25 protein-coding genes are annotated in these 22,302 nt (G+C 60.2%); 8 read left to right on the forward strand and 17 right to left on the reverse strand.

Translation table 11 applies throughout. The features are described 5' to 3' along the window. Positions 1–20: 20 nt before the first annotated feature. Positions 21–896, reverse strand: coding sequence for a helix-turn-helix domain-containing protein (locus tag ACE3SE_RS13400; RefSeq protein ID WP_374555951.1), 876 nt, complete (start codon positions 894–896; stop codon positions 21–23). Positions 897–1,116: 220 nt separating this feature from the next. On the opposite strand from ACE3SE_RS13400, the gene pobA reads away from it, so the two are divergent. Continuing rightward, entirely contained in the window at positions 1,117–2,289 is a 1,173-nt protein-coding gene (pobA, locus tag ACE3SE_RS13405) for a 4-hydroxybenzoate 3-monooxygenase (RefSeq protein ID WP_374555953.1), read from the forward strand. Between the two features lie 233 nt (positions 2,290–2,522). Here the strand turns inward: pobA and ACE3SE_RS13410 are convergent, their stop codons facing one another. Genes ACE3SE_RS13410 through ACE3SE_RS13455 form a run of 10 tightly spaced genes read right to left on the reverse strand, consistent with a single transcriptional unit; the run spans position 2,523 to position 11,821 of the window. Then, complete coding sequence (locus tag ACE3SE_RS13410; RefSeq protein ID WP_374555955.1) at positions 2,523–3,518, reverse strand: NAD-dependent epimerase/dehydratase family protein; 996 nt, start codon at positions 3,516–3,518, stop codon at positions 2,523–2,525. After that, positions 3,515–4,498 carry a fumarylacetoacetate hydrolase family protein gene (locus ACE3SE_RS13415; protein WP_374555956.1) on the reverse strand — a complete coding sequence of 328 codons (984 nt, stop codon included), beginning with the start codon at positions 4,496–4,498 and terminating at the stop codon, positions 3,515–3,517. Before ACE3SE_RS13415 ends, ACE3SE_RS13410 begins: the two co-directional genes overlap by 4 nt. Beyond that, entirely contained in the window at positions 4,495–5,085 is a 591-nt protein-coding gene (locus ACE3SE_RS13420; protein ID WP_374555958.1) for a cupin domain-containing protein, read from the reverse strand. Before ACE3SE_RS13420 ends, ACE3SE_RS13415 begins: the two co-directional genes overlap by 4 nt. A gap of 54 nt (positions 5,086–5,139) precedes the next feature. Further along, on the reverse strand, positions 5,140–5,955 hold the full coding sequence (locus ACE3SE_RS13425) for a cyclase family protein (protein WP_374555960.1): 816 nt from the start codon (positions 5,953–5,955) through the stop codon (positions 5,140–5,142). Next, entirely contained in the window at positions 5,952–7,106 is a 1,155-nt protein-coding gene (locus ACE3SE_RS13430; protein ID WP_374555962.1) for an MFS transporter, read from the reverse strand. The genes ACE3SE_RS13425 and ACE3SE_RS13430 overlap by 4 nt, the downstream gene beginning before the upstream one ends. A gap of 60 nt (positions 7,107–7,166) precedes the next feature. Further along, positions 7,167–8,297, reverse strand: coding sequence for an FAD-dependent oxidoreductase (locus ACE3SE_RS13435; RefSeq protein ID WP_374555964.1), 1,131 nt, complete (start codon positions 8,295–8,297; stop codon positions 7,167–7,169). A 43-nt stretch (positions 8,298–8,340) separates the two neighbouring features. Then, a complete protein-coding gene (locus ACE3SE_RS13440; protein WP_131360600.1) occupies positions 8,341–8,679 on the reverse strand; it encodes a Rieske (2Fe-2S) protein in 339 nt (112 codons plus the stop codon). A gap of 21 nt (positions 8,680–8,700) precedes the next feature. Next, positions 8,701–9,627 carry a VOC family protein gene (locus ACE3SE_RS13445; RefSeq protein ID WP_131360602.1) on the reverse strand — a complete coding sequence of 309 codons (927 nt, stop codon included), beginning with the start codon at positions 9,625–9,627 and terminating at the stop codon, positions 8,701–8,703. A 53-nt stretch (positions 9,628–9,680) separates the two neighbouring features. Continuing rightward, complete coding sequence (locus tag ACE3SE_RS13450; protein WP_374555967.1) at positions 9,681–10,841, reverse strand: alpha/beta hydrolase family protein; 1,161 nt, start codon at positions 10,839–10,841, stop codon at positions 9,681–9,683. A gap of 53 nt (positions 10,842–10,894) precedes the next feature. After that, positions 10,895–11,821 carry a SphA family protein gene (locus tag ACE3SE_RS13455; RefSeq protein ID WP_374555969.1) on the reverse strand — a complete coding sequence of 309 codons (927 nt, stop codon included), beginning with the start codon at positions 11,819–11,821 and terminating at the stop codon, positions 10,895–10,897. Between the two features lie 283 nt (positions 11,822–12,104). Between ACE3SE_RS13455 and ACE3SE_RS13460 the strand changes: the two genes are divergently transcribed. Beyond that, on the forward strand, positions 12,105–13,028 hold the full coding sequence (locus ACE3SE_RS13460; protein ID WP_374555971.1) for a LysR family transcriptional regulator: 924 nt from the start codon (positions 12,105–12,107) through the stop codon (positions 13,026–13,028). A gap of 310 nt (positions 13,029–13,338) precedes the next feature. Here the strand turns inward: ACE3SE_RS13460 and ACE3SE_RS13465 are convergent, their stop codons facing one another. From ACE3SE_RS13465 to ACE3SE_RS13475, 3 genes are all read right to left on the reverse strand, one after another. Continuing rightward, positions 13,339–14,163 carry a metal ABC transporter permease gene (locus ACE3SE_RS13465; protein ID WP_374555973.1) on the reverse strand — a complete coding sequence of 275 codons (825 nt, stop codon included), beginning with the start codon at positions 14,161–14,163 and terminating at the stop codon, positions 13,339–13,341. Further along, a complete protein-coding gene (locus tag ACE3SE_RS13470) occupies positions 14,156–14,887 on the reverse strand; it encodes a metal ABC transporter ATP-binding protein (protein WP_374556059.1) in 732 nt (243 codons plus the stop codon). Before ACE3SE_RS13470 ends, ACE3SE_RS13465 begins: the two co-directional genes overlap by 8 nt. A 62-nt stretch (positions 14,888–14,949) precedes the next feature. Further along, the gene (locus ACE3SE_RS13475; RefSeq protein ID WP_374555975.1) at positions 14,950–15,825 is read right to left on the reverse strand and encodes a metal ABC transporter solute-binding protein; all 876 of its coding nucleotides are present in this window, start codon (positions 15,823–15,825) and stop codon (positions 14,950–14,952) included. Between the two features lie 154 nt (positions 15,826–15,979). Between ACE3SE_RS13475 and ACE3SE_RS13480 the strand changes: the two genes are divergently transcribed. The 3 genes from ACE3SE_RS13480 (at position 15,980) to ACE3SE_RS13490 (ending at position 19,915) form a co-directional block, all read left to right on the forward strand. Continuing rightward, positions 15,980–16,651, forward strand: a complete 672-nt coding sequence (locus ACE3SE_RS13480; RefSeq protein WP_374555977.1) for a DUF1826 domain-containing protein — start codon at positions 15,980–15,982, stop codon at positions 16,649–16,651. A 34-nt stretch (positions 16,652–16,685) separates the two neighbouring features. Further along, positions 16,686–17,897: a zinc metallochaperone GTPase ZigA gene (gene zigA / locus ACE3SE_RS13485; RefSeq protein WP_374555979.1), complete on the forward strand. Its 1,212-nt coding sequence runs from the start codon at positions 16,686–16,688 to the stop codon at positions 17,895–17,897. Between the two features lie 392 nt (positions 17,898–18,289). After that, entirely contained in the window at positions 18,290–19,915 is a 1,626-nt protein-coding gene (locus tag ACE3SE_RS13490) for a methyl-accepting chemotaxis protein (RefSeq protein ID WP_374555981.1), read from the forward strand. A gap of 409 nt (positions 19,916–20,324) precedes the next feature. On the opposite strand, the gene ACE3SE_RS13495 is transcribed toward ACE3SE_RS13490, so the two are convergent. Further along, complete coding sequence (locus ACE3SE_RS13495) at positions 20,325–20,531, reverse strand: hypothetical protein (protein WP_374555983.1); 207 nt, start codon at positions 20,529–20,531, stop codon at positions 20,325–20,327. Between the two features lie 179 nt (positions 20,532–20,710). Continuing rightward, positions 20,711–20,839, reverse strand: a complete 129-nt coding sequence (locus ACE3SE_RS13500) for a hypothetical protein (protein ID WP_374555985.1) — start codon at positions 20,837–20,839, stop codon at positions 20,711–20,713. Between the two features lies 1 nt (position 20,840). Here ACE3SE_RS13500 and ACE3SE_RS13505 point away from each other — a divergent pair, with 1 nt between their 5' ends. From ACE3SE_RS13505 to ACE3SE_RS13515, 3 genes are all read left to right on the forward strand, one after another. Continuing rightward, entirely contained in the window at positions 20,841–21,149 is a 309-nt protein-coding gene (locus ACE3SE_RS13505; RefSeq protein ID WP_374555987.1) for a phage tail sheath C-terminal domain-containing protein, read from the forward strand. Between the two features lie 73 nt (positions 21,150–21,222). Next, complete coding sequence (locus tag ACE3SE_RS13510; protein WP_062789375.1) at positions 21,223–21,594, forward strand: hypothetical protein; 372 nt, start codon at positions 21,223–21,225, stop codon at positions 21,592–21,594. A 3-nt stretch (positions 21,595–21,597) separates the two neighbouring features. After that, entirely contained in the window at positions 21,598–22,071 is a 474-nt protein-coding gene (locus ACE3SE_RS13515; protein WP_374555989.1) for a hypothetical protein, read from the forward strand. 42 nt (positions 22,072–22,113) lie between these two features. On the opposite strand, the gene ACE3SE_RS13520 is transcribed toward ACE3SE_RS13515, so the two are convergent. Further along, on the reverse strand, positions 22,114–22,299 hold the full coding sequence (locus tag ACE3SE_RS13520; protein ID WP_374555991.1) for a hypothetical protein: 186 nt from the start codon (positions 22,297–22,299) through the stop codon (positions 22,114–22,116). Positions 22,300–22,302 lie beyond the last annotated feature (3 nt).

Here is a 22,302-nt window from a genome sequence, read left to right on the forward strand (position 1 = left end):
TCAGGACCGAATGCATTGAGCTAGCGCAGACTGCTGCTGCGGAACAGGCCAGGTGCCATCCCTGCCTGCTTTTTGAAGAATCGGCAGAAATAGCCAGGGTCGGAAAATCCGAGTTCATAAGCCAGTTGAGAAATTGATGTACTGGTGTAAATCAGTTTCCGGCGCGCTTCCAGAAGTAGCCGTTCCTGGATGAAGCCAAAGGCGGATTTGCCGAAATTCTTCTGACTCAGGCGATTAAGCCGGCTTTCAGTCAGGTTGAGTTCTGCGGCATAACGTTCGACAGTCCAGTGCTCGGCATAGTGTGTTTCCACCAGTTCGCGAAACCGTACCGTCAGGCCAACAGTTTTTTCATCGGTGTTCTTTTCGGTTTGCAGTTGGACCCGCACCAGCAAAAGCAATAGCGCCCTCACCTGCCATACTTGCAGGCGGATGCTGGCAGGGCCGGGGTTATTGAACTCCGCGGCAATTTGTTCCAGCAAGGCCAGGATGCGTGCGGCACTGCAGTTTCCTTCATTTTCCAGAACCATCACACCGGCTTTTCCCTTGAGAATGGAAAACATCTGTGTTCCATCCTCGGATTCCGCCGCCAGCCCGGAAGCATCAAGCGTAAGGACATAGCCCCTGGTCTGTGATTCAAACTTGAAAGCATGAATCACCCCTGGCGGGATAATTACCGCAATTGCAGATTCATATTCTTGTTCATCACTATCCAGCTGCACTCGCGCCGTGCCAGAAAAAACAAATAACAATTGCAACATGCCTTCATGGGTGTGCGTGTCTATCTGCCAGTTCCGGGCGGCACTGCGTGTCGATATTTCTTCTATATGGAGATATTCCCGGCTGATGCTGGTGGGCTCTTCTCCATACAAGGAAAATGCAGGTACAAGAATATTCATATCGGAAAAATACCAGCAAAAGAATGAATACAGTCTCAATCAGGCCAGTCTGCATAAAAAAAGTACAAGTCTTTGCACTGATTGTCCATTGGTGCAGCGGACCATGAAGACTAGTCTCTCCATTGCCAGCAACTGGCATCGCGGCAAACGGGTTCCGTGACAATTCCCGAGCTTTTGCATTTGCACAGGGAAGGCCGCGATTTTAAAAAGGAGACATGAATTGAAAACAAGTGTTTGCATTATCGGTGGCGGCCCATCCGGCCTTATGCTTTCGCAACTGTTGCATCTCAAGGGAATCGACACGGTTGTCCTTGAAAGGCAAAGCCGGGAATATGTGCTGCGCCGCATTCGCGCCGGGGTTCTCGAACATGGTTTCGCAGCGTTGATGCGTGAAGCCCAGTGTGGCGAACGCATGGACCGGGAGGGTGAAATTCACGATGGCTTTATCATTGCCCATAACGGCAAACAGCGCCGTGTTGATTTGCACAAATACAGCCACGGCAGCTCGGTTGTCGTTTATGGCCAGACGGAACTTACCCGTGATTTGTACGAAGCACGTGATCGCATGAATGGCATCATCATCCATAATGTAGAAGATGTTCAGCTTCATGATTTGCTATCCGCCAATCCGCATGTCACTTACCGGACAGGCGACGAAGTTGCACGTATTGATTGCGACTACATCATCGGTGCAGACGGTTTTCATGGTGTAAGCCGCAAGTCGATTCCCAAGACAGTACTGAAAGAATACGAAAAGGTTTATCCCTTCGGCTGGCTGGGTGTCCTGTCCCGTACCCGGCCGGTTTCGCCGGAATTGGTTTACGCCAGGCATGATCGCGGCTTTGCCCTCTGTTCACTTCGCTCGCAGGTGCTGAGTCGTTACTACATCCAGGTACCATTGACCGACAATATTGAGGACTGGCCCGACGACAAATTCTGGGATGAATTGAAACGACGTTTACCGGAGGAAATAGCAGCCCGTCTGGTTACCGGCCCTTCAATAGAAAAATCAATCGCTCCGCTACGGTCCTATGTGGCGGAACCCATGCGCTATGGCAGCCTGTTCCTTGCTGGCGATGCTGCGCATATCGTGCCACCGACCGGTGCACGTGGCCTTAATAGTGCGGCATCAGATATTTATTACCTGTATCACGCGCTGCTTGCACACTACCAAAACAATGACAATACCGGTCTGGATACCTACTCCGAGAAAGCACTTGCACGTGTATGGAAGGCGCAGCGATTTTCCTGGTGGATGACGACAATGCTGCATACTTTTCCGGAAAGTAATTTTTACGATCAGAAACTGCAACAAACCGATCTTGAATACCTGTTCTCATCCGAAATGGCTCAGGGAGCACTGGCGGAAAACTACGTCGGATTACCGTTCTAGCGCCTGCCAGCTGATAATGTGGGTTTAATGGCGCGCAACACTTGCCATTAAACCCATAATTCTTTTCTGTCCTGTCATGAATCGGCTTTTCATGTTTGATCTTCATGGTTGTCTGAATCGGCACTAATATCCGGCACCACTCAATAGCGTGGCACTGGTTTATTCCCTATCCGTCGTGAAGATAAAAAGAGGGGTGGATGCGACAGCATGCCGCATCCACCCCAACTTCCCGGTCATGCGACAAAGCTGCTTGTCCGGGAAGCACAGGAGAAGGGAAACAATGCGCGCCGTACCAGCTCCTCTGCCGAGCCGTCATCGCGCAGCCCAAGACGGCGTGCAATGGCATCATCAAGAACGGGATAGCGGCCAAAGACGGCTTCCACCTGTTCTTGCGGGGCATAGCGCACCAGTGTCCGGCCATCGACGCCATACAAGGCAGAGAGCGTCTCCACCATTTGCAGCATGGACAGCCTGAGCACCGGCATCGCCCAGGTGCGCTCGCTGTGACCATCGGTGTCCAGCGCCGGGTCCATGGTTGCAGCATGTAGCAGATTCTCGGCACAGCGCCGGGCTGACATCCACCAGGCGGTGGCCTGCGGGCCGACCGGCAGCGTTACCGCTTCGCCTGCGGCAAGGGCATGCATCAGTTCGCTCATGAAGGCCGAAACCAGCCCCGAGGCCACGCGCGGACGCGCCACGATGCCCGGCAGCCTTAGCGATCGGCCATCCAGCTGTCCACGGCGCGTTGCGTCGGCCAGCAGGATTTCGCAGGCGCGCTTGTGCGCGCCATAAATCAGCGCTGGGCATGTGGGCGTGGCCGGCGTCACCGGGTCTGGCAAGGGCGTACCATACACGGCAATGGTGCTGGCATACACCACCACGGGCGGCCTGGCCGATGCCGCACGCTCGGCAACCAGCGATGCAAACAGATCCAGCGTGCCATCCAGATTGACGCGGCGGCTCAAGGCCGGATCGGCTTCAGCCGCGCCCCCAGGCAGGGCAGCCAGGTGAAAACAGATATCCGCAGCAAAACTGGCGATGCGCGCCTGCACCTGCGCATCCTGCAATTCGCCTTCGATGCGCTCAACCGTGCCGGGCAGTGGCGGCAAATGCCGGTCCAGCGCCGCCAAAGCAGTGATGGGCTGACTGCCCACCTGCCCTGCCTGCTGCAGCAACTGCAACAACACGGTGCCGATGAAGCCGCCTGCGCCAGTGACCAGAACCTTCATGACACCTCCACCACGCGCTGTTGCACCATGCCGAAGGGGCCTGGGCGGCCATCCTCGTAGCAGGCCTGCATGCGGACCTCATCGCCAAAGCGCATGAAGCCGGTACGGATTTCGCCCAGGTCGATCTTTTCGATCACCCGTCGCTCCGCGATGCAGGCCGAGCCTGCCGTGCGCGCCACATTGGACACCGTACCGGAACCGATGATGCAACCGGCGGTGAGGCGGCGGCTGTGCGCAGCGTGGGCGATCAGCTGGCCGAAAGAGAAGTTCATCTCGCCACCGTGCGGCTGACCAAAACGCTCGCCATTCCACTGCACATGCAAGGGCATCTGCACGCGACCATCGCGCCAGGCTTCGCCCAGTTCATCGGGCGTGACGGCGATGGGCGCAAAAGCGGTGGACGGCTTGGCTTGCAGGAAGCCGAAACCGGTCTTCATTTCATGCGGACCAAGTGCGCGCAGGCTCCAGTCATTGAGCTGCACCACCAGGCGCACGGCGCGCATGGCTTCATCCGGCGTCGCTCCCATGGCGACCGGGCCGATGACGACACCGAACTCGCCTTCGAAATCGATGCCCTCCTGCTCCGAAGGCAGCGGCACATCCTGATGCGGGCCGAGGAAGTCATCGCTGGCGCCCTGGTACATCACCGGAACTGTATCGAAGTGGGGAATCGGCGGGGTCTTGAACGCCTCCTCCATCAGGCGGCCATGATTCAGAAAGGCCGAGGCGTCCAGCCACTGCGGCGCGCGCGGCAGCGGTGCCATGCACTGCAGTGGATCAAAGGTAATGACGCCCTCGGCGCGGCCTGCGTTGAGTGCCTGATCGTGTGCAATCAATGCCGCCAGCACCTCGTCCCAGCGCGCCATGGCATCGATCAGGCTGCGGGCGACCTGTGGCACCGGCAAGGCGCTGCGTGCATCGCGGGACACCAGCACCAGCTTGCCATCGGGGCTGCCGTCACGCAGTGTGGCGAACTTCATGCTGCATTCTCCCTGGCGAGTTGAGCGGCAATCGCCGGGTCGTATCTGCCATCCACCAGGACAAACAGCATGCGGCAAGGCTTGCCCGAGCGATTGGCCCAGGCATGGTTGGTGCCACGTTGCACCACCACGCTGCCGGGCTTCAGGGCGACTTCGCCGCGCTCCAGCACCAGCGTCATCTCGCCTTCGATGACGATGCCGTAATCCACCGATTCGGTGCGGTGCATCAGCGGATGCGGCGAGTCGGCCTGCACGGTGGAGGCGGCAGCTTCACCGATCTGGCTGAAGGCTTCGTGCATCTTGCTGTCGGCGCTGGCAAGAAACTCTGCGGTATCGGGCGGAATATCGACGAAGCGGATGCGCGTGCCTTGCTCCGGCGGTGAGAGCACCAGCGCACCCAGGGTAGGATCGGCGCCGTTGTCCACGTACACCGGGGTGGTGCTGGTACTCCATACCTCATGGAACAGCGTGCCGGGAATGGCCGCAACTTCAACAATGGTGGGCAGCGGGCCCTCGCTGCTGACGATGGACCGGCCTTGCGCGTCGTGCCCGGTGACGACGCGGTGAATGGGGGGAAAGGACATCATGAGCTCCTGTAAATGGCTTGCCTGGCGTCAATCTGCTGCTGGTAAAGCAGGCATTCAGGGTTCGTCGAAAATCGCCACCGCCCGCGTCCAGCCGGCGCTGGCGCCACGGATCTTGTGCGGGAAGCAGCTGATGGTGAAGCCGTGGCCGGGCAAGGCTTCGAGATTGTGCAGCTTTTCCAGGTGGCAATAGCCGATGTCACGGCCGGCCTTGTGCCCTTCCCAGATCAGGGCCTTGTTGCCGGTTTCGGCCACGCGCCTGGCGGTGTAGGAAAACGGCGCGTCCCAGCTCCAGGCATCGGTGCCGGTCAGGCGTACACCGCGTTCCAGCAAGTACATGGTGGCTTCGTAGCCCATGCCGCAGCCGGCACCGAGATAATCCGGCTGTCCGTAACGCGCACCGGCACGGGTGTTGACCACCACGATGTCCAGCGGCTGCAGCTGGTGGCCGATACGCCTGAGTTCGGCTTCCACATCGGCGGCGGTAGCGACATAGCCATCGGGAAAATGGCGGAAGTCCAGCTTGACGCCAGGCTGGAAGCACCACTCCAGCGGCACTTGGTCGATGGTGATCGAGGGGCGTGCACCGCCGTTCTTGGCATCCTGGGTGGAATGAAAATGCCAGGGCGCATCCAGATGCGTGCCGTTGTGCGTGGTCAGCGTTACCCACTCGGCAGCGGCGGCCTCGCCGTCGGGATAATCCTCGGGCCGGGTGCCGGGCAGCATGGCCATGAATTCCGGCAGGGTGTCGGCATGGGTCTGGTAGGTGATCTTAGGCGCCAGCGGCGGCGGGTCGGAGAGCACGTCGTTTTCAAGATAGATGGACAAATCGACAAAACGATGACGCCGACGGGCTTGCAAGGATGCGGTCATGCCAGTGCCTCCTGGGTTTGAACAGCGCTGCTGCGCGGCAGCCGCGAAAAACAGAACGATGCAGCCACACCCAGTACCAGCGTCACCGGCCCCAGGCTGGCATAACCCCAGCCCTGTACCAGCGTGCCACCGAGGATGGGGCCGATGGCCGCACCGGTCATCAGCATGGCGGGCGTGGCCGCCATGGCACGACCACTGCGGTCCAGGCGGGCCATCAGGCCAAAGGCAAAGGTGTGGGTGAAGATCATCACGGCGGCAAACACCGAAGCGGCCGCCGCATAGGGCGCAAAGTGCACCGAGGACATGATCACCACCACCAGCAGGGCCTGCACCAGCGGGCCTGCCATCAGCACGGTGCGGGCCGGCAGGCGTTTTTCCAGCAGCGCGGCCAGCGGGGCCGGCAGCAGGTTGACGAAGCCCAGTGCGATCAGCACGCCGGTCACGGCGTTCAGGCCAAAGCCACGATCACTGCCGACGCGTTCCAGAAAGCTGAAGGTCATCGATTGCACCAGCCCCATGCAGGCGATGCCGACAATGCCGTACCAGATCTGGCGCGGCACCGGCTGGCGAGGCTGGGTCACCCGTGGCAGACCGCCGCTCTCGGGACGCGGAAAGGCCAGGGCGCAGGCCAGTGCACCCACGGCCATCACACCGGCAAACAGATAGAACAGCACCGGGCCACCCAGGCTGGCGACAATCGGCGGTGCAGCGCCGAGAAACAGGATGGCGAACACACCCAGCGCAATGCCCACCAGCGCAAAGCCGCGATGCGGATTGCTGCCCCTGGCGATGGTGCCGTGCGTAACGCTCAGCGACATCCCGGTGGTGATGCCGCATGCAGCATGCAGCGCAGCCAGCAGCAGGTAGTGGCTGGTTTGCGCCGCCACGGCAAACAGCAGGGCCGACAGGCTGAAACCGATGGCGGCCTGCCAGCGCGCGGTGTCCGGGTTGAAGTACGGTGCCAGCACGGCGCTGGCCAGCACGGCCCCGCCCAGGAACAGCGAAGCCAGCAAGCCGGCCTGCATGGGTTGGAAGTGGTAATGCGCCACCAGCGTGCCAACCCAGATCGGCAGCGCGACCAGGTCTATCATGCCGGCGCAATGCGCCAGCATCAGCGCAGCCAGCGCGCGCTTGGAATTGCTCGTGATCATTTTGTCTCCTTGCGTTGCACGCAAATTGAGAAACATCAATCGTCCATGTCGTCCGGAAATTCAGATCGGCAGCGCCAGCGCGGCATGCGACTCGCGCATGATGCGGGAGTGCTCGTCCTTGTCGCCGCCTTCAACCTCGATCTCGCCCAGCCGCGCCGAGTTCTCCACCACCATGCGGCAGCGCTCCCAGCGGCGCTCTTCGAAGGCCGACAGGGCCAGCGGCACCTGGCTATGGCGCGCCAGCTCCTCGGCCAGCACCAGGGCGTCTTCAATACCGATGCAGGCACCCGAGGCCAGGTGCGGGGTTGTGGCATGCACGGCGTCGCCGATGAGCACCACCCTGCCCCGGTACCACGGGCGCGGCAAAAGCAGGCCCTCCAGCGGACGGAAGATGATGCGGGCCTTGTCGTCAATCTGCGCGCGAATGGTCTGCAACACCGGAGCGCTGAAGCCTTCCAGCAGGCCGCGCAGATGGCTGACAAAGGTTGCCGGATCAACATGCTCATTCACCGGGCGCGGCTCGGTGACGAAGAGGTACATCTCGTCCCGGGAAACCGGATTGACGCCCGGCTTGATGCGCGGCCCCAGCCACATGGTGGCCGTGACGATTTCTGGCGGGCGCGGCAGCACCGCACGCCATACCGCCTGACCGCTATAGCGCGGCTTGGGGGCGTCGGGAAAGACCTCGGCGCGCAGCTTGGAATAAAGACCGTCAGCGCCGATCACCAGGTCGTAGCGACGGGTCTGGCCATCGGTGAAGTCCACTTCGACTTGCTCGCCGACTTCGCGCAGTGCGGTGAAGGTGCAGCCCAGGCGCACGTCGGTACCCGCGGCGCGGGTGGCATCAGCCAGGATGCGGGCCAGTACCGGCCGCAGGATCGCGCCGCCGCCCGGGACATCGGGCGCAGCCAGGCGCGGCGTGGGCAATTCGGCAACTTGCGGGCCATGCGGCAGGTACAGGCGCACGCCGTCACCGGCTGCGCCTTCACGCAGGAAGGCGTCAAGCACACCCAGCTGCTTCAAGGCGCGCAGGGTGGCCGGTCCCAGACTGATGCCGGCACCATAGTTGCGCCACTGGGCGTCCAGTTCGACCAGTTCGACGTGTGCGCCACGGCGGCGCAGGTCGATGGCGGCTGACATGCCGGAAAAGCCACCGCCAATGATGAGGATGCGTTGTGCTGCTAGTGTCATGATGTGTCTCCTTTATTTTCTTGTTGAATTTTTCTTGCACGAATTAAATCTGCTCACCCCCGGCCACATGCAGGCCACCTGCGTCATCGATGCGCAATGGCACCGGGGTGAGCCTGTCACCCAGGCAAGGGCCGAGCGTGCATAACCCGCTGAGCGGATCGAACAGCGCGCCATGGGCGGCACAGACCACGTGCTGGCCGCCCGCATCGAGATAGGCATCACGCCGCCACGGCAGCGGCGTGCCGTGGTGCGGGCAGAAGTCCCGCCAGGCGCGCAGCTGTTCACCCTTGCGCAGCAGGAAGATGGTGGCCTGCCCTGCGCCTGCGGTATCGAAACCGCGCGCGCCGTCCTCGGGCAATTCGCTGATATGGCACAGGTACATGGCTGTCTCCGCGCGGCGGGGTCAGTGTGCCGCGCCAGGCGGCGGCGGGCTGCCCGGTGCCCACTTCTCACGGTACTGGAACAGGAACAGTTGCGAGGCATCCGCGCCCATGGGAGCTTCACGCGCGGCCCACTGTTCATCGTGCAGGTCCATGTCGGCGTCGTATTCGACATGGCAGCCCAGCGGCGAATTGAAATACCAGAACCAGTTGCTGCCAAAGCGGTGGCGTCCCGGCCCCCAGAAGCTCTGGTAACCCTTCTCGACAAAGCGGGTCCCGGCCAGCAGCACTTCAGTAGGGCCGCCCATGTGGAAGGTGAAGTGTTCGCAGCCTTTCATGAAGGGCGGCGTCTGGATCATGAACAGGGTGTGGTGATCTTGCGTGCCGGCCGGGCGCAGGAAGGGCCCCACACCGGTGAAACGGTCAGTGCAGCTGAAACCCAGGCGCTGATAAAAAGCCTCGGCCCTGGCGACATCAGGCACGAAATACACCACATGCGACAGCGTGCGTGGCAGCGCTGGCAAATCCGCAGGCAAACCCAGCTGATTGGGTGGGCGCTGGGTGTCGCCGGGGCTGTTGACCCGCTCGGAAGGCAGCGCCAGATCGCGCCGCACCGTCAGCTGGAAAGCCAGCGCAAAGCCCATGTCATCGACGCTGCGTACCACGCCATCGCGACGGCTGACTTCGCGGTCGCGGCGCAGTTCGGCTTCGATGGCGTCCAGTGTGGCGGCATCGGCCACGCCATAGACGGTTTCGCGCAACAGGCTGGCCGTACCCATGGCCGGTGGCAGGGTGGCGTCGTCCACGGCGCGCAGCACGATGGCGGTGCCATCGAGGGCTTCGAAACGGTCGCCGCCTGCATCTTTCAAGCCGTAGTCGCGCAGGTACTGGCGGCAGGCGGGCAGATCATCCACGCCGAAAACCAGGGCATCGGGGCCAATGATGTTCATCGGTATTTCCTTTGATTGACTGAGTGTTTTGGTATTGCGTAGTGCGGTAGACATCAGGCCTTGGTACGCCCGCCCAGGGTTTCGGCCACCCAGTCGGCGATGACGTGACCGGCATTGATGGAGTTGTCGAAACTGGCGTGCTGCACCCCGCCCTCGCGCTCGGTGAAAATCTTCAATTCACGCTTGGGGCTGTTGACCAGTTGTTCGTAGGTGCGCTGCGCCCACTTGAGCGGAATCTGGCTGTCCTTCTCGCCATGGGTCACCAGGAAAGGCACGCGGATTTTCTCGACCACACCATCCAGATGCACGTCTTCGGCAATGCGCATGAAATCGTCGATGTCCTTCGCACCCCACACCCAGCACACGTGCTGCCAGTAGTGCGGCACAGGGAAGTCGCCCTCTTTTTCCAGACGGCGCTTCTGCACGTCGCGCCAGTCGTGATTGGCACCCCACACCACGCCGCAGGCAAAGCGCGGCTCCATGGCCACCACGCGCGGGCAGTAGTAACCGCCCAGCGAGACGCCTTCGCAGCCGATGCGTGCCGGGTCCACGTCGTCGCGCTGTTCCAGCCAGTCCACCACGTGGCGCGCCCAGTGCTCGGCATCGAAGCGTGCGGTCAGACCGTGCAGGCGCAGGGCTTCGCCGGTGCCGGGCTGGTCGATCACCAGCGAGGAGACGCCACGCTCGGCCAGCCAGCCGGGCAGGCCGACCATGTATTTCATTTCCTTGGTCGAATCCAGTCCATTGAGCTGGACCAACACCGGTGCCGGGCCATCGACCTTGCTGGCGCGGACATACAGCCCGGAAATGACCTTGCCCTCATAAGGAATTTCCACGCGCTCGCAGTTCTCGCCCGACAAGGCAATGCCGCGCTGGAACACCTCCAGGAAGCGCCGGTACAGTTCCAGCCGGCCCGGCGCACCGTGCCCCTGCAGGCGTTCACAGGTCAGCAGATAACTGGCTGCGCGCTTGTACTTGGCACCGGCCGAGAGCAAGCGCCCGCGCACTTCGTCCTCGGCAGCCAGGCTGCACAGCTTTTCTGCCATGTCGGCCCAGGTGGCGCGAAAGGCGGCAGTGCCTTCCGCGTCCGGCTGCCTGGCGGCCTCTTGCAAAGGCGCGCACATGGCTTCGATTTCTCCGATACGCGCGCCCATCTCGATGGCGAGATCGACGGAAAGATTCCAGACATAGTTCGTCGGGAAGTAACGGAACATGGTTTTACTCCTTGGATGATGAGAGATGCCGGGGAATGCGGCGTCCAATAAGCTCAGTGCCGCCCGTCCAGCCACAGCGGCATGGCGAAGTTGATCCAGACGGCATTGCTCTTGGCCGTGTTGGCGGCATACACGCCTTGCTGGTAGTTCATGTTGATGTTGAAGCTGCCGGCGTTGTAGCCGATGGTCGGCCCGATGGCGAAGCTGCGGGCGCGGTTGCCGGTGATGGTGCTGCCGTTCTGGCTGTCGTCGGTGAACTGGTTCAGATAGGAGCCGGTCACGCCGACCTTCCACTTGCCGAAGTTCCAGCCACCAATGAAGTCGGCGACATAGGCCGAGCCAGAGCGGTAGTGGGTATCGCTGTTCTTGTCATTGAAGAGCAGGCGGTTGGAGATGCCCAGGTCCAGGCCATCCGGGTCGTTGTGGCGGATGGCCAGGACCGGCTGGTAGGAGTTGTAGCCCACGGCCACGCTGGTACGGGCCGGGTCGTAAGCACCACTCTTGAGGGCGAAGTCGAACCCCCAGGTGACATTGGTGTTGGCAGCAACGTCCCAGCGCAGCAACAGCGGGGTGACGGTGACGTTGGAGAGGCCATTGTGGGTCTCGCCCTGCCCCGCTACTTCGGTATGCAGTGAAACAAGCGGCAGCACCAGTTGCGAATACACCTTGGCACCGAGAAATTCCACGCCATAGGAAGCCAGCAGGCGGGTGGTGGAACTGAAAGCGTCGGACTTGAACGGAATGGGCCGCTTGTTACCCTGGTTGTCGTAGAGGCCGTTCGAACTGCTGTAGTTGAACTGTTCCACCGCGAACACACCCGGAATGGGCGGCAAGGCGGCGATGTATTCACTGGTCGATCCGGTCGGGAATGGCGAAATGCCACTTTCAAAGGCCAGCGCGGATTGCATGCTGCCGGCACCCAGAACGCTCAAGGCAGCATAAGCGGCCAGCCGCCGGGCTGGTACGTGTTTGGTTTTCATTTTTGTCTCCTAGTCTCCTACCTTGCCTGGCTTGTTGTTTCGCCGTTGCGGCGTGTTGTCTGGGCCAGGCAGAACAGCGGTGCGGGGAGCACCACCGACTTGCCGTGCCGGCCTTTTCTCGTGTTTCCCTGCGAGGCCGTGCAGCGGATGAGTCAACATTAAGAGCGAGGTTGATATTGATCAAATGGATTGTTTTGATTCATGCTATGGACGGCATCAATACCTGACCGCACCCAGCAAGCCTGCGCAAGCAGCGCTGGCCGCCCACCGTGGAGACTTGTCCATGCGCTTCAACAAGCTCGACCTGAACCTGCTGGTCGCTCTGGATGCCCTGCTGACCGAACTCAACATCAGCCGCGCCGCCGAGAAGACCAATCTCAGCCAGTCCGCCATGAGCAATGCCCTGGCGCGCCTGCGTGAATACTTCGATGACGAATTGCTGATCCAGGTTGGACGCCGCATGCAACCCACGCAGCGCGCCGAGGTGCTGCGCGACGCGGTCAACGATGTGCTGCGGCGAATCGAAGGCTCCATCTCGGCCAAGCCAGCGTTTGTTCCTGGCGAATCGAACCGGGAATTCCGCATCTCGGTATCGGATTTCAGCCTGAGCGTGCTGATCCCGCGGGTAATCGCGCGTGCGCATGCCCAGGGGCCGCGCATCCGCTTTGCGCTGATCCCGCAGGTGCAGGACCCGACGCGCGCGCTGGACCGCGCCGAGGTGGATTTGCTGGTGCTGCCACAGGAATTCTGCACGCCCGACCACCCTGCCGAAGAAGTCTTTATCGAACGCCACGTGTGCGCGGTGTGGCGCGGCAGCGCCTTGGCCGAAGGCGAGCTCACGCTGGAGCGCTACATGAACGCCGGCCATGTGGTGATGGTGCCGCCCGGCACCAATTCCAGCTCGGTGGAAGCATGGATGGCCAACAAGCTGGGCTTTGCGCGACGCGTGGAGGTAACCAGTTTCAGCTTTGCCTCTTGCGTGGAACTGGTGCAGGGGACGGACCGTATCGCCACCGTACACAGCCGCCTGGCACACAAGCTGGCACCGCTGCTGCCGGTGGTATTGAAGGAAAGCCCGCTGCCGCTGGCGCAGATGCACCAGATGATGCAATGGCATCGCTATCGCACCAATGACCCCGGCATTCAATGGTTGCGTCAGATCATCCTGGAGAGCGCGCGCGAGATGGAAGAGGACATGGGCAGCTGAAGCCACAACTGCGGACAGCCCGGCCATGCCGGCAAATGAACTGGCTTGTGATAGGAAGCATTCGCCGGGGCATGACACGACAGCGGGCAAGGAAGATCTGTGCAGCACAAAAGACAGATGCCAGGCTGCCAGTACCGGGCGCAGAAAAGAAGACCAAGTACAGCTGCTGGCAGTGAGCCAGTCTTAGCCTGGGCATACCGCAGCATCGGCTTTTACAGCGCTTACAATGCCGCTTCACGCATTCCGGGCTTGCAGTGTTAGCGCGGGCTGGAACAGGGGTTGCGGTCCTGATGTCCGCCCCCCATTCATCTCACCCTCCCCCACGCGATGGGTGCCGCAGGCGTCTTTTGCTCTGCGCCTGCACTGCGGTCACGGCCAGGTAAGCGCCTCCACTGAGTGCGGTAATCCAGAAACTGCTTGGCCAATCCGTATGGAAGGCCAGGGTAATGCCAAGCCATGCTTCCGCCAGTGCCAGTACCGCCGACAACACCACCCCGGCGCCGAGATGGGCAGTCAGTTTCTGCGCGGTTGCCGCAGGCCCTACCATCAGCGTGAAGACCAACAAGACGCCAACAATCTGGATGCATTCAGCGGTGGTCAGGGCAACAATGGCCAGAAAGAGCATGGAAACATGACGCAAAGAAACGCCCTTGGCCTCTGCCAGCTCGGGTTGCAGACTGGCAAACACCAGGGGACGGGCCATGAAGGCAAGCAAGAGCAGGCAAGCCATGCCCAGCCATGCCAATGTCCATAGCGTTTCGGTACTCACCCCGAGGACGTTGCCAAACAGCAAGGCCGTGGCTTGCGTGGCATAGGCAGTAAAGAAATGGAGAAACAACATGCCCAACCCCAGGGCCAATGAAAGGATGGTGCCGATCACGATGTCACTGCCCTGCAGGCGCTCGCCCAATGCCCCCATGGAAACGCCGCCGAGCAAGGTGACCGCAATCAGCCCCCACATGGGCGACACGCCAAGCAGCGCTGCGCCGGTTGCACCGGCAAAACCAACGTGTGACAAGGCATGGCCGGCAAAAGTCTGGCCGCGCATCACCAGAAAGAACCCCACCACACCGGCAAGCACGGACACCAGCCCCCCTGCGATGAAAGCGTTCTGCATGAAATCGTATTCAAGCATGGTGACAGTGCTCCTCTTTTTCCACTTCGCTATCACCTGCCATCACGAAAATGCGGTTTTTCATGCGAATCACATCAATGGTGGAACCATACAAGCGCGATAACACCGGCGAGGTAATCACCTCGTCCACCTTGCCCAGCGCAGCCTGACCCCGTCCCAGATACAACACCTGGTCGATGGCACCGAGCAGCGGATTGAGTTCATGCGCGCTGAAGATCACGGTAATCCCCAATTCTTGCTGCACTTGCCTCACCAGTGTCACTACCCCGTGCTGGTGGTGCGGGTCCAGACTGATCAGGGGCTCATCCAGCAGCAGCAAGCGTGGCCGCCCCAACAAGGCTTGTGCCAGCAGCAGCCGCTGCCGCTCGCCCCCTGAGGTTTCCATGAGGGGCCGTCGTGCCAGCCCGGCAGCCCCCACCATGTCGAGCGCCCAGTGCACTTCCTGCCGCTCGGCCCTGTTCAGGATGGGCAGGCCCCAGCGATGACCATTGCAAGCGCTGGCGACAAAGTCCCAGCCACGCAAACGCATGGTACCTGCCAGACTGCGCAGCTGCGGGATATAACCTATAGCAGCATTGCCGCGCGAGACCGGCTCACCCAGTACCTGGATGCTGCCACCAGCCGGCTGTATCAAGCCGAGTATCGTGCGCATCAGCGTGGTCTTGCCTGCTCCGTTGGGGCCGAGCATGCCAATAAAGAGTCCCTGGCCAATATCCAGGCTCACGTCGGACAAGACCGTCCTTCCTGCGAAAGAAACGGTCACCTGTTGCAATGAAAGCGCGTTCATCACTTGCCGGACAACAAGGCTTGATGCAGCGCGTTCAGTTGACCAAGCATCCAGTCCTGATAGTGCTTGCCTGCTGGCGTGGTTTCGGTGACGCCCACCACGGGAACTCTGGATTCCCTGGCAATTTTCTGAACCCGCTTGGCCGATTGGTCCGAAGCCTGGCTGTTGTAGAACAGCACTTTCACCTGATGGGTTTTCAGGTCGTTTTCGAAGGCGGCAACGTCACTGGCACTCGGCTCGGTGTTGTTCATGACGGCCAGCTGGAATTTTTCATTACGCATCTTCAAGCCAAGTGCGCTTGCCATATACCCGAATACCGGCTCGGTAGCGGTAACCGGCGTGCCCGCGTATCTGGCATGTATCGACTTTACTTTGCTGTTGAGCACCTGCAGCGAATCCAGGAAGCGCTTCAGGTTCTGTTCGTACTCGGCCTTGCTGGACGGATCCGCAGCCTCAAGCTCCAGCGCAATCGCTTTCGCCACCAGCGGCATGGTGGCCGGGTCGTACCACAGGTGGGGGTTGTCACCGGTTTTCTTTTGCATCAATTGACCGGCAACGATTTCCTTGCGACCCGGTGCTTTGGCAGCGGACAGCAGCTTGGCCATCCACGGGTCGTAATCGATGCCGTTGTACACCACCAGCCTGGCGGCACTCAGGGCCTTGGCTGTCGATGCACTGGCTTCGAACAGGTGTGGGTCCTGATCCGGGTTGCTCAGGATGCTGGTGACATGCACATGCTTGCCGCCAATTTGCTGGGCAATATCGCCATAGAAATTCTCGCCAGCCACGACGTTGATCGGCTGGCCGGATGCCTGTGCCAACAACGATGTGCAGGCCAGGGCAAGGAGTGAAGCAAGGCGGGTGATGCGATTCATGTGTATTCTCACTTTCAAATGTTATGTTATAACTCTTCGCCGATTCTATGTAATGATATAACATTGTGCAAACTATTTTGCTGCCCCCACCTGCCAGGCAAAACTGGATCGCCAAGGTTGGCGGTGGGCACTGTGATGACCAGGAGCCACGACAATGACTGTCGCCCTCAAGCCAGCGCCTTGCGCTTTATCACCCACCACTTCATTCCACGATGCCGCCAGCTTGACCGATCTTGTACGCATTTTCGACGAAGATGTGCAGCTCTGCCTGTATCAGCGCAGCCCGGTGGAGTCCATCACCCGCTACTTTGCCGCTGCAGGCGAGCAAGGCTTGCTCGGGCTGGGATTCCGGCTCCTGGCCACCCCGGGCCAGCCACTGGATATTCCAGCACTTGCAGCACTGCCAGGGCGTGACGCCCTGGTCCAGGACATGGCTTATCTGCTTGAAATTTATGGCGAACTGCTGGGCTGCCCACAGGTGGGCATGCGGCTTGAGGTTCTCGATCGTGCCATGTGCCCGCGCTTTCATGTCGACCGGACGGGCGTGCGCATGTTGTGCACCTACCAGGGCCAGGGTACCGAATGGCTCAGTGAGGAAGCCGCCGACCGCAGCAAGCTGGGCAACCTGGCACAAGGGATGCCGGACGAGACTTCAGGGCTTATCCGTAACCCCAGGGCCATCCGGCAGGCTCCACCCTTTTCCCTGCTTCTGCTCAAGGGAACGCAATGGCAGGGCAATCATGGACGCGGAGCCATTCACCGCTCCCCCACCCCGGACCCGCTAGGGCCATGCCGTGTACTACTGGCGCTGGATGCAATCTGGTAGCCCGCGCCCGATTTGAATTCCCAAGGAGAAAACCATGCAAAAACTTCCTGTCACCGTGCTGTCCGGCTTTCTTGGTGCCGGTAAAACCACCCTGCTCAATCACATCCTCAACAACCGTGAAGGCAAGCGGGTTGCCGTCATCGTCAACGACATGTCGGAAGTCAATATCGATGCCCGCCTGGTACGCGAGGGCGGCGCAGCCTTGTCCCGCGCCGAAGAAAAACTGATCGAGATGAGCAATGGCTGCATTTGCTGCACCCTGCGTGAAGACCTGTTGCTTGAAATTGGCCGACTGGCACGCTCCCGGCGCTTTGACTACTTGCTGATCGAATCGACCGGCATTGCCGAACCATTACCGGTAGCGGAAACCTTTGTTTTCCGGGATGACGATGGAGCAAGCCTGTCGGACATTGCCCGGCTGGACACCATGGTGACAGTGGTCGATGCCTGTAATTTCTTGCGCGACTACAGTTGCCGCGACCAACTGACTGACCGAGGTGCAAGCCTGGGAGAAGAAGATGAACGCCGCGTGGTGGACTTGCTGGTTGAACAAGTGGAATTCTGTGACGTCATCGTGCTGAACAAGACCGATCTGGTGAGCCCGCAAGAGCTGGACCGCCTCGACAGCATTCTGCGCTCGCTCAATCCGCACGCCGACATCGTGCGCAGCGCGTTTGGCACGGTCCCCCTCAAGCGCGTGCTCAATACCGGTCGCTTCGACTTCGACAAGGCATCAGAGGCCGCCGGATGGCTGGCCGAGTTGCGTGGCGAGCATGTACCGGAGAGCGAGGAATACGGCATCAGCAGTTTCGTCTACCGTGCCCGCCGGCCATTCCATCCACAACGGCTATGGGACTGGTTTTCATGCCAATGGCCCGGAGTGATACGTTCCAAAGGCTACTTCTGGCTGGCAAGTCGGCCTGATTTTGCAGGCAACTGGTCTCAGGCGGGTGCCATCTCGCGTCATTCCTGTGCCGGCCTGTGGTGGGCAGCGGTCGCCAGGGAAGACTGGCCGGAAGACCCGGAAAGTCTGGCAATGATTGAGGCGCGCTGGGAAGCACCATGGGGTGACCGCCAGCAGGAACTGGTAATGATCGGCATGAATATGGACGAAGCCGCACTGATTGCCCGGTTTGACGCCTGCCTGCTGACCGATGCCGAACTGGCAGCCACGGAAAAAAGCAGCGCCGGCCTGGCCGACCCCTTCCCAAGCTGGACCTTGAACCCGCCAGAGAACACTGCCTGAACTAGAGAGTCAGGAGTGAAATGCCTTGCTTGCTGGATACCGGCAAGATGAACGGAGCCATCTTCCGTCCGGTGTGCAAGGCAGCGCGCAGGCCAGACTGTCGCCAGACTGTTGGGCTCCGGCGGTTGGTCGTTCCAGACGGGTAGCCGCATCAATCACGCCTTCAGTCATCGTTGCCATATTGCGCTGGCTGCCCTGCCCTGCACAGACGCATGCCATGCCACAAGCCTGCACACACACTTCATTTCGTCATCAACAATAATATTCCCTTGTTCTGACCTGGGCTCTGGTCTATCAAAAGATAGGCAATAAACCGGATTATTTGTAAGGGATTGTTTTTTATCAATTTACCGGACAGACCCGACAAATCATAATAGTGGTGGGGAAAGATCATGTTGAGCCAACTATCCGTAAGACAAAAACTGCTCGGGGGCTTTACCCTGGTCATCATGCTGCTGTTCGTCCTGCTGGGCGTGGCGATTTTCAACATGAAAATCATCAATAGCAAAATCGTCGACATGACGCAGCACCGCTACCCCGAAATCAGCCTGGCCAATAGCATCACCACCAAATCGCTGGATATAGGCCAGCAAATCCGTAATGCCATCATATTCAGTGCTGACAATACCGAGGAGTACCTGGCAAAGGCCGACAAGCTGGACAAGAGCCTGGATGAAGACATGGCCAAGATAGAGCCGTTGCTTTCCACAGCAAAGGGCAAATCCTTGTTTGCCCAGCTGAAGCAGGAAGACCAGGCATTGAGCGCTGCGCTGGATCAGATCTACCCCTTGATTCGCAGCCACAAGTCAGCTGAAGCTGCGGCCATGGTGAAACAGAAGCTCTCTCCGGCCAACAATGCATACATTGCCAGCCTGAAGGAGTTTTCCACCTTTCAGGAAGAGCTGATGCAAAAATCGATTCAGGATGCCACCGGCGCTTACCAGGAAGCCATGGTCAGCATGATGACGGTGGGTGGCATTGCCCTGCTGCTGGCAGTGAGCTGTGCCCTGTTCATCGCCCGGCTCATCACCTTGCCACTGCAGAAATCTGCACGGCTGGTAGAACAGATCCGCCAGGGAAACCTCACCGGCCAGGATGAGGACTACCCCAAGGCACGGGACGAAGCCATTCAGATTGCGCATGGTATTCAGGAAATGCGCAGTGGCCTGCGCGAGATCGTGAAGTCCATCCAGATGAATGCACACAATGTGGCCGACTCCGCCCGAGAACTGTCCAGCATGGCAGAACAGGTGGCCAGCGGTGCCCAGCATCAGGCCGAAGCCACCTCTCAAGCCGCCGCCACCATCGAACAGCTGACAGTCAGCATCAACCACGTTGCCGACAACTCCGACGAAGCCAAGCGCCAGTCCCTGCAGACCGGCAGTCTGGCGCGTGACGGTGGCAAGGAAGTGATTGATTCGGTGGCCCGCATCAAGGATGTCAGCCATGCAGTCAGTGGCACATCTACCCAGATGAACATGCTGAGCAAGGAAGTGGAGAAAATTGACAGCATCGTCACGGTGATCCGTGATGTTGCCGACCAGACCAATCTGCTGGCGCTCAACGCCGCCATCGAAGCCGCACGAGCAGGGGAAATGGGCCGAGGCTTTGCCGTGGTGGCCGACGAGGTACGCAAGCTGGCAGAACGAACCACTTCTTCCGCCAGTGAAATTACCCAGATGATCAACTCCATCCAGCATGGCGTCAGCCGCGTTGTTGGAAGCATGGATACCAGTCTGGATAGTGTGCAGGCCGTTACCAGCAGCACCGAACTGGCCTCGCAGACCATAGAACGGATTGGCAACAGCACCCACGCCATCGAGCGCAGCATTGCTAACATCACCGACGCTCTGGGTGAACAGCGTACCGCCAGTCAAAGCCTGGCTCAAAACATGGAGCGGGTGTCGCATATGGCCGAGGAGAACAGCGCCACCGTGGAGGAGTTGGCCACCACATCGGCCCAGCTAAGCTCCCTGTCCCATGACTTGCAAGGTATTACGTCGCGCTTTCAGCTATAGCATGTCAGCCCTTGGTGACACCCGTCCGGTTTACTGAAGGTATTGGTGGCCGCTTTCAATGGGAACGCGGCCATTTTTCATCCCTTGCTCACCGGTCAGCAGCGGCGGAACAACTGACCATGCACCTTCCAGTCCGCTATTCGACAGAACAACGGTCAATGGCGGCTTTAGGCAAATGTTCAGCCTGCAGCATTCAGGGTTGGTGATATATCAGGCTATCAGAAGGTGCCTGTCCTCTATCAAGCAGACCATAATCCCGCTCAACCGCAGCCAGGGCGTGCCGCTGCTGGTGGCCAACCACGGTGTAATTGCTGGTGGCGGTGGCTCCGGAGCCACCGGCTGGTACGACGGCGGCAGCGGCAACTACAACTCTACCGGTGGTGGTGGCTGTGGGGGGGTAGTTATTTTGTCACCGGTACTTGATCGGTGATGAAGCGACGAAAGCCAATAACCACGCGGCTATCAGCATGGCGGGGGCGTCCAGCTTGTCGTGCAGGAAAATGCGTAAAAACAGCTGCAGATTGATTGATCTTGCAGTGTTTTTGACACCGGACTGAATGGTTCGCGGTTCAGGATGGATGGCCGGATAGCATTCATCATTGGCAGCCTGGTACATCACAGGTGCCGGTTGGAGGTAGTGCGGGCCAGTCGGTTTGAGCAAGTCGAGCGCATCATTTAATAGCCGCCTGAGGCGCTCGACATCCGTATCTCCGGCATGATGGGCTGAACCTCGCAGATGGACAGGCCGTTAGACTAGTACCCGCCTGTCCTTTTGGGAACTGTCGAAAAGTAGAGTCAGGCCACCAGTGCACCCAAGGCCTGGGTCATGGTTTCTCGACTTCCTCCCCTGGCAATGTAGTCATACAAAAAGGCCACCACCTGGCCACGTTGATCCGGGCGCAGCTTCAGTCCACGTTCTTGCAAGATGGACTCCAGCACCGATTCCACCATCCGCACGCTGGACTATGTGCGCCGCGCCTGCCGCCAGCGCACCACCCAGCGCTTTCCCCGCGACAAGCTGTCCGAACGCACGCCGGACAAGGTGCGCAGCGAAATCCTGGATGTGCTGTACAAGCTGGAAGAGCTGGAAATCCTGGAAGCGGTCGATGCCAACAAGGACGGCGTGCTGGTAGAGCGCGACCTGCAGAACGTGGGCTGGCTGTGCGTGCGCATTCCGGCGGATGTGGTGAATGGCTTGCATGTCATCGCCGGCCGCATCGACCTGCTGCTGTAAACCACCCGACAACCCGGCAGCGACCGGAGGCCACCAGACCCGAGAAAGCCGCTGCCACAAACTGGAGCACTCCATGCTGGAAGAATACGCAGGTGCCATCGTGCTGGAAGTCGATGGCCAGGAAGTGGAAGTCATCGACCTTTCCCCTACCACCAAGACCGGCCGCAAGCTGGTCAAGACCATGAACAAAACCGGCCGCGCCAAGGGCTTTGCCGAAGGTGTGGCGGAATACGACCTGGCCGCCACCGTCGCCATTCCGCTGACTGGCGACCTGGACTGGGAAGGCATCAAGGGGGCCAAGCTCACCATCTACCCGCTCAGTGCCGGCGGCAAGCGTGAAAGCTGGCTGGACTGCTTTACCACCGAAGTGGGCGAGAAATACAGCGTGGATAACGAAGCGCGGCGCGACATCAAACTGTCCGCACTGCGCAAGGTGAAGGAATAAGCCATGACCCTGCTGGAAAAACTGAAACATGCGGCCAGTCAGCGCCAGCCGGTGCAGCTGGGCGATGCCTGCCTGTGCTTGCGCCTGCTGACCGAGCAGGACTACGCCACCGCGGGGCTGGCCGCCCACCAGGCCTTTGCCGATATCACCATGACTGCCACCAGTGCCGAACTGTACGAGCGACACCTGGCCAACGAACTGCTGGCGCTGGCGGTGCTGGATGCCGAGGACGGCCAGCCGGCATTTGCCTCGGCCAGCCAGTTGGCCACCACGCTGACACGGGAACAGAAGGCGTATTTGCTGGAGGAGTATCTGGCCTTTGAGCGGGCATTCAGCCCGACCCGCATGACGGACGAGGCATTCCTGGCACTGCTGGATGAGGTAAAAAAAACGCCGCAGACAACGCGTTTGAACGATTCAAGTACCGCCACGCTGAAAAGGCTGGTGCGGTGTTTGGCAAGCCCGCCATCGCCCTGAGCGACGCGGAGTGGCTGTATCTGCTGGCGCTGGCCCAGGTGGTCAGCGCGGAGGATCGCAGCGAGCGGACAGGTATTCGCAGAGTGAAATCGCAACGGCGCAAACCGCCGCCAGCGCCCGCGCCAGCAGCGACAGTCCGCCAAAAAACAGGATAGCCACCCCGCACAGCAACATCAGCAAGCCGCCGGCCAGTGCCGGCGCGCCCAGTGTCAATAACCATCCCGTCATGGT

The organism is Aquitalea pelogenes, from assembly GCF_041914625.1.
Taxonomy (GTDB): Bacteria; Pseudomonadota; Gammaproteobacteria; order Burkholderiales; family Chromobacteriaceae; genus Aquitalea; species Aquitalea pelogenes.

Coding starts and splice junctions, on each gene's coding strand:
- ACE3SE_RS13400 (WP_374555951.1), bottom strand. CDS start 896: ATGAATATTCTTGTACCTGCATTTTCCTTGTATGGAGAAGAGCCCACC.
- ACE3SE_RS13410 (WP_374555955.1), bottom strand. CDS start 3,518: ATGAAGGTTCTGGTCACTGGCGCAGGCGGCTTCATCGGCACCGTGTTG.
- ACE3SE_RS13415 (WP_374555956.1), bottom strand. CDS start 4,498: ATGAAGTTCGCCACACTGCGTGACGGCAGCCCCGATGGCAAGCTGGTG.
- ACE3SE_RS13420 (WP_374555958.1), bottom strand. CDS start 5,085: ATGATGTCCTTTCCCCCCATTCACCGCGTCGTCACCGGGCACGACGCG.
- ACE3SE_RS13425 (WP_374555960.1), bottom strand. CDS start 5,955: ATGACCGCATCCTTGCAAGCCCGTCGGCGTCATCGTTTTGTCGATTTG.
- ACE3SE_RS13430 (WP_374555962.1), bottom strand. CDS start 7,106: ATGATCACGAGCAATTCCAAGCGCGCGCTGGCTGCGCTGATGCTGGCG.
- ACE3SE_RS13435 (WP_374555964.1), bottom strand. CDS start 8,297: ATGACACTAGCAGCACAACGCATCCTCATCATTGGCGGTGGCTTTTCC.
- ACE3SE_RS13440 (WP_131360600.1), bottom strand. CDS start 8,679: ATGTACCTGTGCCATATCAGCGAATTGCCCGAGGACGGCGCGCGCGGT.
- ACE3SE_RS13445 (WP_131360602.1), bottom strand. CDS start 9,627: ATGAACATCATTGGCCCCGATGCCCTGGTTTTCGGCGTGGATGATCTG.
- ACE3SE_RS13450 (WP_374555967.1), bottom strand. CDS start 10,841: ATGTTCCGTTACTTCCCGACGAACTATGTCTGGAATCTTTCCGTCGAT.
- ACE3SE_RS13455 (WP_374555969.1), bottom strand. CDS start 11,821: ATGAAAACCAAACACGTACCAGCCCGGCGGCTGGCCGCTTATGCTGCC.
- ACE3SE_RS13460 (WP_374555971.1), top strand. CDS start 12,105: ATGCGCTTCAACAAGCTCGACCTGAACCTGCTGGTCGCTCTGGATGCC.
- ACE3SE_RS13465 (WP_374555973.1), bottom strand. CDS start 14,163: ATGCTTGAATACGATTTCATGCAGAACGCTTTCATCGCAGGGGGGCTG.
- ACE3SE_RS13475 (WP_374555975.1), bottom strand. CDS start 15,825: ATGAATCGCATCACCCGCCTTGCTTCACTCCTTGCCCTGGCCTGCACA.
- ACE3SE_RS13480 (WP_374555977.1), top strand. CDS start 15,980: ATGACTGTCGCCCTCAAGCCAGCGCCTTGCGCTTTATCACCCACCACT.
- zigA (WP_374555979.1), top strand. CDS start 16,686: ATGCAAAAACTTCCTGTCACCGTGCTGTCCGGCTTTCTTGGTGCCGGT.
- ACE3SE_RS13490 (WP_374555981.1), top strand. CDS start 18,290: ATGTTGAGCCAACTATCCGTAAGACAAAAACTGCTCGGGGGCTTTACC.
- ACE3SE_RS13495 (WP_374555983.1), bottom strand. CDS start 20,531: ATGTACCAGGCTGCCAATGATGAATGCTATCCGGCCATCCATCCTGAA.
- ACE3SE_RS13505 (WP_374555987.1), top strand. CDS start 20,841: ATGGACTCCAGCACCGATTCCACCATCCGCACGCTGGACTATGTGCGC.
- ACE3SE_RS13510 (WP_062789375.1), top strand. CDS start 21,223: ATGCTGGAAGAATACGCAGGTGCCATCGTGCTGGAAGTCGATGGCCAG.
- ACE3SE_RS13515 (WP_374555989.1), top strand. CDS start 21,598: ATGACCCTGCTGGAAAAACTGAAACATGCGGCCAGTCAGCGCCAGCCG.
- ACE3SE_RS13520 (WP_374555991.1), bottom strand. CDS start 22,299: ATGACGGGATGGTTATTGACACTGGGCGCGCCGGCACTGGCCGGCGGC.